The following is a 5504-nucleotide window of genomic DNA, read 5'->3' as shown; positions in this document are numbered from 1 at the left end:
TGGGGTGATTGGTACTGGTAAAATTGGTTTGGCGACCATTAAAATTTTGCTCGGCTTTGGCTGTAAAGTGATCGCCCACGATCCTTATCCAAACCAAGCGGTAATCGACTTAGGTGTTGAATATGTCGATTTAAATACCTTATACCCACAATGCGATATCATTAGTTTGCATTGCCCGTTGACCAAAGATAACCATCATTTACTCAACAAGGTCAGTTTTAGCCAAATGAAGCAAGGCGTAATGGTGATAAATACCAGCCGCGGCGGATTACTTGATGCATTTGATGCTATGGAAGCGTTAAAAGATGGCCAAATTGGCTCGTTAGGGCTAGATGTATACGAAAATGAAAAAGGATTATTTTTCGAAGATAAATCAAATGAGATTATTCAAGATGATATCTTCCGTCGCTTGTCTGCTTGTCATAATGTGATTTTTACTGGTCACCAAGCCTTTTTAACTGAAGAAGCATTAAATGCGATAGCCTCAACAACATTAACTAATGTGACGCAGTTGACCACTGGGCAAACTTGTAATAATGAGCTGTTTTAATTCGAATGGGTTAACCTAAATACTTACGAGTTTATAAACTATAATCACATTCTGTCCAGCCTGATAAAGATTAGGCGCAGAGCAAAATAAATGGAACATTATGATTACAACAACAGAAATCCACGACATTAAAACGGCTACGGGCTTAATGCGTACCACGCTTTATCGTCCAGACACTAAAGGCCAATTTGCGACCATTATTTTCTACTCAGAAATATTTCAGCAAACCGCGCCTATTGCTCGCTCAGCAGCAATCTTAGCCGGTCATGGTTTTGTTGTATTAGTACCAGAAGTGTTCCATGAGCTAAATCCTATCGGAACCGTGTTGGCGTATGACGAAGCCGGTAAAGATAAAGGTAATGCAGACAAGTGGGCCAAGCCTTTGGAACATCATGACAGTGACACTTGTGCGTTAGTTGACTTTGCACGGGCACAATCATTTTGCAGTGATAAAGTCGGCGCTATGGGCGTTTGTATCGGTGGTCACTTAGCTTACCGCACCGCACTTAATCCAGACATCAGCGGTGCTTTTTGTTTATACCCAACCGACATTCATTCAAACACATTACTTTGCCAAGAAGGTAATGACTCACTGAGTCGTACTGGCGATATAAAAGGCGAGTTAGTGATGGTGTTTGGTAAGCAAGACCCGCATGTTAGTAAAGAAGGGCGAAAGCTTATTTACCAAAAGCTTGAACAGGTAAATGCAAACTTTACCTGGCAAGAGGTCAATGCGCAGCATGCCTTTATGCGTGATGAAGGCGAGCGTTACGATGCTGCTTTGGCTTTGCAAATGTACTTACAAGCTGTGGCATTTTTTCACAGAGTGTTAAACTAGCTATGTAAGATACAATCAAAAAGGCGCTAAATGCGCCTTTTTTGTGTCTGAATATGCGGGAAATAACGGTTATTTACGTTTAGGTATCACACGTTTTATCGGCTGTACTTTCTTTGCTGGCATTTCATTTGGCAGTTTTATAACCCCTTTTTGTAATAGCAGGCTGTTAGGGTAAGTCATCACGTCACCGGACTCGCGTTTAATTAAAATGTGAAATAATGCTATTTCTACAATCACCCCAGACATATCTTCGTCTTTTTCAACAATTCTAATTCTGTCGCCAATGCGATACGGAAAAGCAAAAAATATTAGTACCCCAGCGGTAATGTTACTGAGGATTGACCACTGGGCAAATAATGCCACGCCTAAAACGGCAAACGCCGAAGAGACAAATAACGATACCTCTTGATAGCCTAAACCGAGCGATATCGCCATGATTGAGATTGTGACAAAAAACATAAAGTAAGAAATAAGCCGAGTCACTAAGCGACTGCGCACTTCGTTAACCTGTTTTTTCTCAGCTTGTTGCCTAATCCATTTACTCACTTGGCGCTGAGCAAACAAAAATACCGCTAAATACACAATACACATCAGCAACTGATTAAGCATGTAAATTCCCTGTCGAATAATGAAGGCCAATAAATTCTATCATCAGTAATAAATTGGCTAATAAGGCTCAGACTTGGTACTTCATTCTGAGGTACAATGCGGTTTTATTGCTTGCATAATAATGATTGCAAGCCAGCCAACAGAGTGAAGTATGTCCGATTATAAAGTATTGCATGTCGACAGTGATAGTGTTGGTGATTTTTGTGTGCTCGATGATGGTGATTTTAGAGTGTTATCTTTTGGAGATAACGACGAGCAAAGCAAAATGGATAAAGCCCAACCACATGTGCCGCAGCATACTTATGTTCAGGCAATGCTTGCGGTATTATTATTTACTCAACCTAAAAGTGTGATTATTTTAGGCTTAGGCGGCGGAGCATTAGTCCACTCGCTTCGACATGTTGATGCCGCGATTAAAATTACTGCAGTAGAGTTACGAGAAAGGGTAATTGAGGTAGCCAAACGATTTTTTCAATTGCCACTGGGTAAAAAATTGAACTTAGTTCATCAAGATGCCAATGTCTTTTTGGCCAATGCAGAACACAAAAAAGTCGATGTCGTTTTTGCCGATATATACAGTAACAAAGGTGTCGATAAGCAACAGCTATCAACGTTGTTCATTGGTCAAGCAAAGCAACTTTTAAAAACGGATGGTTTTTTAGTGCTTAATTGTTGGAAAGAGCATAGCCGTGACACCCAACTGCGTGACACTCTTTATAGCCATTTTACCCATGTTTATGCTTGTTTAACTGGCGGTGGTAATTGGGTTGTATATGCCACTAATGGTCATACTGGGTTTGCCGCCGCGAACAATAAGCAAGCCTTACAAGCATTATCGCAAAAGCTCGATACCAACATCAGCCGCGTATTAACTCGTTTTGGTATTTGGGAATAACTCACCTTGATAATAGAACGTTGATCATTACGACGTTCTGTTTTATCGATTAACATTAAGTTCAATATGAAAAATCGATTAAGGTGATAGTTTTTATCCGTTATACTTAATTCATCTCCATCGCTATTATGATTCACATCAGATGACGAGCACATGTTCATCATCACCGACACCACATGGTATCGGGTTAACGTAAATCTTAATTCCAATGGAGCATGACATGACACAATCTATCATCAATAGCACTATCAAACCTTTCAAAGCAACAGCATTCCACAATGGTGCTTTCGTTGAAGTTACAGAGCAAGATTTATTAGGCAAGTGGGCAGTAGTATTTTTCTACCCAGCTGACTTCACTTTCGTATGTCCAACTGAATTAGGCGACATGGCTGATCATTATGAGAAGCTACAGGCAATGGGCGTTGAAGTTTACTCAGTATCAACTGACACTCACTTTACTCATAAAGCTTGGCATTCAAGTTCAGACACAATCGGTAAAATTACTTACCCAATGATAGGTGACCCAACTGGGGCAATCACTCGCAACTTTGGTGTGATGATTGAAGAAGACGGTTTAGCACTACGTGGTACTTTCGTTATCAACCCTGAAGGCCAAGTTAAAGTAGCTGAAATTCATGACCTAGGTATTGGCCGCAGCGCTTCTGAACTAGTTCGTAAGATTCAAGCTGCACAATATGTTGCAACTCACGATGGCGAAGTATGTCCAGCTAAATGGCAGCCTGGTGAAGAAACATTAGCTCCTTCAATTGACCTAGTCGGTAAAATCTAACCGCTAAGTTCATCCTTAGGTTAGTAATATCATCTCCAGCTAGTCGGTGTTCCCCCGGCACTGACTAGCACTTTTAAACTCATCGATTATTGCCCATTTTTTAGGAGTTGTTATGTTAGATGCGAATGTAAAAAATCAACTGAAAACCTATCTGCAAAACCTCAAGCGCCCAGTTGAACTTGTCGTATCTGCAGATGACTCAAACAAAGGTAAAGAATTAACCAGCCTAGCCCAAGACATTGTTGACTCATCAGACTTAGTTTCAGTGACGTATCAGCAAGGCAAGCGCACACCAAGCATGAGTGTGATTAACCCACAAGCTGCAACCAACATAACCTTTGCTGGATTGCCAATGGGCCATGAATTTACCTCACTGGTGTTGGCATTATTACACAGCGGCGGACATCCGATTAAGTTAGATGCGGATACCATTGAACAAATCCGTCAGCTACCTGGTGAATTCCATTTTGAAACCTATATTTCGTTAAGTTGCCAAACCTGTCCAGAAGTGATCCAAGCACTGAATATGATGGCGGCAATTAACCCAAATATTACTAACGTGATGATTGACGGTGCGCTTTTCCAACAGGAAGTCAGCGATCGTAATATCATGTCAGTTCCATCAGTATTTTTAAACGGCGAAGCCTTCTCTGTCGGTGCCATTAGCGTTGTTGAAGTACTGAATAAATTAGATAAAAATGCTGCGGGCAGACAAGCCGAACAATTAAACCAAAAATCAGTTTTTGATATGTTAGTGGTTGGCGGCGGCCCGGCAGGTGCAGCCGCGGCAATTTATTCTGCTCGTAAAGGCTTAAACACCGGTATTGTTGCCGATAAATTTGGCGGACAAGTCGCCGAAACAGTAGGTATTGAGAACTTTATTTCAGTGTCTAAAACTGAAGGTCCTAAACTAGTTGCTAACCTTGAAGCCCACGTTAAAGATTATGACGTCGACATTATGCAAAACCAACGTGCGTTGAGTTTAGCTAAAAATGGCCTGTTTGATGTGACCCTAGAAAGTGGCGCAACCCTAAGCAGTAAAACGATAATCTTGGCAACGGGTGCACGTTGGAGAGAAATGAACGTCCCAGGTGAGCAAGAATACCGTAATAAAGGTGTAGCGTATTGTCCACACTGTGACGGCCCATTGTTTAAAGGTAAACGTGTTGCGGTTATCGGTGGTGGCAACTCAGGAATTGAAGCGGCTATCGATTTAGCCAATATCGTTGAACACGTCACTGTACTTGAGTTTGACAGTAAGTTACGTGCCGATGAAGTGCTACAGCGCAAAGCTAAATCAATGGGTAACATCACGATTATTACCCAAGCGATGACCACAGAAGTAAAAGGTGATGGTACCCGCGTAACCAGTTTGATCTACACCGATCGTGCAACAGGTGAAAGCAATACCGTTACCTTAGCCGGTATCTTTGTGCAAATTGGTTTAGTGCCCAATACTGAATGGTTAAAAGGTGTGGTTGATATGACACCTCGTGGCGAGATTATTGTCGATGAGCGTGGTCAAACCTCAATTCCAGGGGTATTCGCCGCAGGTGATGTAACCAATACCCCGTTTAAGCAAATTATTATCGCTATGGGCAGCGGCGCAACAGCATCACTGGGTGCATTTGATTATCTGATCAGACATTCAGAAGAAGAGGATGTAAAAGCTGCATAGCAGATTGTAAGATTTGTTATATGTGGTTTTATTTCAACCACCGAATAAGAATAGCCCGCATTTTTGTGGGCTATTTTTTTTGTTTATTCATTTACAATTTTTCATCGTAGGGATTGGTAGTTTATCAATAACTGATAAAGAAAT

The 5504-nt window shown here is 41.3% G+C and carries 6 protein-coding genes; 5 read left to right on the top strand and 1 reads right to left on the bottom strand.

Translation table 11 applies throughout. The features are described 5' to 3' along the window. Together CXF78_RS12455 and CXF78_RS12450 are read left to right on the top strand one after the other, a co-directional pair. The coding region (locus CXF78_RS12455; protein ID WP_308302251.1) for an NAD(P)-dependent oxidoreductase at positions 1-550 on the top strand (550 nt) is incomplete at its 5' end. Between the two features lie 100 nt (positions 551-650). Continuing rightward, on the top strand, positions 651-1388 hold the full coding sequence (locus tag CXF78_RS12450) for a dienelactone hydrolase family protein (protein ID WP_102036969.1): 738 nt from the start codon (positions 651-653) through the stop codon (positions 1386-1388). Positions 1389-1457: 69 nt separating this feature from the next. Here CXF78_RS12450 and CXF78_RS12445 read toward each other — a convergent pair whose 3' ends face one another. Next, positions 1458-1997, bottom strand: a complete 540-nt coding sequence (locus tag CXF78_RS12445; RefSeq protein ID WP_102036968.1) for a mechanosensitive ion channel domain-containing protein — start codon at positions 1995-1997, stop codon at positions 1458-1460. A gap of 151 nt (positions 1998-2148) precedes the next feature. On the opposite strand from CXF78_RS12445, the gene CXF78_RS12440 reads away from it, so the two are divergent. The 3 genes from CXF78_RS12440 to ahpF all read left to right on the top strand — a co-directional run bounded on the left by CXF78_RS12440 (position 2149) and on the right by ahpF (position 5360). Further along, entirely contained in the window at positions 2149-2892 is a 744-nt protein-coding gene (locus tag CXF78_RS12440) for a spermidine synthase (protein WP_011636009.1), read from the top strand. Positions 2893-3112: 220 nt separating this feature from the next. Next, positions 3113-3682, top strand: coding sequence for an alkyl hydroperoxide reductase subunit C (ahpC, locus tag CXF78_RS12435; RefSeq protein WP_011636010.1), 570 nt, complete (start codon positions 3113-3115; stop codon positions 3680-3682). A 112-nt stretch (positions 3683-3794) separates the two neighbouring features. Beyond that, positions 3795-5360, top strand: coding sequence for an alkyl hydroperoxide reductase subunit F (gene ahpF, locus CXF78_RS12430; protein WP_102036967.1), 1566 nt, complete (start codon positions 3795-3797; stop codon positions 5358-5360). The last annotated feature ends 144 nt before the right edge of the window (positions 5361-5504 follow it).

Origin of the sequence: Shewanella sp. 11B5 (assembly GCF_002836795.1) — a bacterium.
GTDB lineage: Bacteria > Pseudomonadota > Gammaproteobacteria > Enterobacterales > Shewanellaceae > Shewanella > Shewanella frigidimarina.
Note: the sequence above shows the minus strand (reverse complement) of the source record. Positions and strands in the feature narration are given on the sequence as shown.

Excerpts from the sequence above, each read along its gene's own strand:
- CXF78_RS12450 (WP_102036969.1), top strand. The coding sequence starts at position 651 with ATGATTACAACAACAGAAATCCACGACATTAAAACGGCTACGGGCTTA.
- CXF78_RS12445 (WP_102036968.1), bottom strand. The coding sequence starts at position 1,997 with ATGCTTAATCAGTTGCTGATGTGTATTGTGTATTTAGCGGTATTTTTG.
- ahpF (WP_102036967.1), top strand. The coding sequence starts at position 3,795 with ATGTTAGATGCGAATGTAAAAAATCAACTGAAAACCTATCTGCAAAAC.
- ahpC (WP_011636010.1), top strand. The coding sequence starts at position 3,113 with ATGACACAATCTATCATCAATAGCACTATCAAACCTTTCAAAGCAACA.
- CXF78_RS12440 (WP_011636009.1), top strand. The coding sequence starts at position 2,149 with ATGTCCGATTATAAAGTATTGCATGTCGACAGTGATAGTGTTGGTGAT.